The sequence below is a fragment of the Synechococcus sp. R3-13 genome (genome assembly GCF_047462195.1).
Taxonomy (GTDB): domain Bacteria; phylum Cyanobacteriota; class Cyanobacteriia; order Thermostichales; family Thermostichaceae; genus Thermostichus.
The window spans coordinates 1-1,893 of record NZ_JANSIO010000256.1; the positions used below are offsets into that span (position 1 = coordinate 1).

Sequence of the window (1,893 nt, forward strand, 5' to 3'; positions counted from 1 at the left end):
ATAGGCTACCTGGGGGCGCGGGTTCTGGTGTCGCTGCTAACCCAACAAAACTGGACTCGCAACAGCGTGCAGGAAGTGCTGCTGGCTGCCTGCATGGCCTTGGGCTTGGTGCTGGCGCCGCAGGTGTGGCCCTATTTTTCCGGCTATCTGGCGGTGATGGCCATGGGGTTTTTTCTGATTGAGCTGGATGCCCCTTTGGCGCGGCGGCTGCGGGGTGGGTTCGATGCCCTCTGGACGGTGGCGGAGATCGTGTTGTTTGTGCTACTGGGAGCGTCGCTGGATCTGGGGGTGCTGGGATCCGTGTTTTGGCCGGGCTTGCTGCTCTTAACCCTGAGCCTGCTGCTGGGGCGGGGCCTGGGTTGGTGGCTTTCCACTCTGGGAAGCAATTGGAACGGGCGGGAGCGGCTGTTTTTGCTACCGGGCAACATGGCCAAGGCGACGGTGCAGGCGGCTATTGGTGGGATCCCTTTGGCCCAAGGGATCCCCGGTGGGGAGATCATTTTGGCTTTGGCGGCTCTGTCGATTTTGGTCACGGCCCCCCTGGGTGCTTGGCTGACCCAGGTGTGTGCTCCCCGGCTTTTGGAAAAAGGAGAGGTGGATCCCACCAAGGTAGGCAGCCAGGGCAAGGTGAGCTTTTTGGCAGCCGTGGATACCTCTCCTCTAGCCGAGGTGGTGTTGCGCAAGGCAGCCGATTTGGCGCGGCGGGTGGATGGGGAAGTGATTGTGTTGCATGTTACCGATAAGCCGCAGGGGAAAGGGGTGGAACAGTTGCGGCAACTCACCCAGCGCCTTTTGGCGGATATTCGCCACCAGTTCTGCCTGGCTTCCGGGCCCTTGGCGGAGACCATTGTAAACATAGCCCAGGAGCGGCAGGTTACCGACATCGTCATGGGCAAGCGGGGCCACCGCGGCTGGGAACAAGTGCTAGTGGGATCCACCTCCCAAGCCGTTCTGGAGACCAGCTCTATTCCTGTAATTCTGGTCGAATCTCCTCAAGGAAGTCCTGGGCAGGTCATTAGCCGACCAAAGTAGAGGTTATTTAGCTCTCCGAGGTATCCACCGGTTTTCGGCCAGGGTGAAGCACCTTTTTTCTTTCTTGGTAGGGCAACAACTGGGATCCTCGGGGCCATGGGCAAGCATATCTAAGCAGACCTCAGCCTTTCCTCCAGAGTCACGGGCAACTGAAGCTCTCTTTGCCCTTACTCTTCTATCTATGGATTCTAGCCATGGACGTAACGAGCTGCTGCTGTTGATGCTTGTACTGAATCTATGGAGCCGGACATGATCCCTTCTGCCTGGCGCTTTATCCTCCTTCTGGGGATCGTCAGCTTGTGTGCCGATGCCACCTACGAAGGAGCCCGCAGCATTTCTGGAGCTTTTTTGGGATCCCTAGGGGCCAGCGGCACGGTGGTGGGCCTGGTGGCCGGCGGGGGGGAGCTATTGGCCTATGGCTTGCGGTTGGGGGTGGGCTATTGGAGCGACCAGCTGGGCAGGGATCCCTTGCACCGCAGTCGGGGGCACTGGCAGCTCACCACCTTGGGCTATGTCATCAACACGGCGGTGATCCCGGCTTTGGCCTGGGTGGGCAGTTGGCCTTGGGCCGCCGTGCTGCTCTTGGCCGAGCGGACCGGCAAAGGGATCCGCACCCCGCCGCGGGACGTGTTGCTTTCTCATGCAGCCCTGCAGGTGGGTCGGGGCTTGGGGTTTGGCCTGCACGAGACCCTAGATCAGATTGGGGCGGTGGGGGGGCCGCTGTTGGTGGCGGCAGTTCTGAAAGTCGGCTATGGCTTCCGGGGTGGGTTTTTGGCCTTGGGGATCCCGGCAGCGGTGGGGCTGGCGGCTTTGAGGCTAGCGCAATGGCTGTATCCCAGTCCGCGCGACTTTGAGCCGGAG

The 1,893-nt window shown here is 61.0% G+C and carries 2 protein-coding genes; both read left to right on the top strand.

Going from position 1 to position 1,893, the window contains the following annotated elements:
* A partial coding sequence (locus NW856_RS07905; RefSeq protein WP_414399749.1) for a universal stress protein occupies positions 1-1,032 on the top strand: 1,032 nt, incomplete at its 5' end.
* Between the two features lie 237 nt (positions 1,033-1,269).
* Positions 1,270-1,893 (top strand): MFS transporter (locus NW856_RS07910; RefSeq protein ID WP_414399750.1); only part of this gene is annotated, 624 nt, incomplete at its 3' end.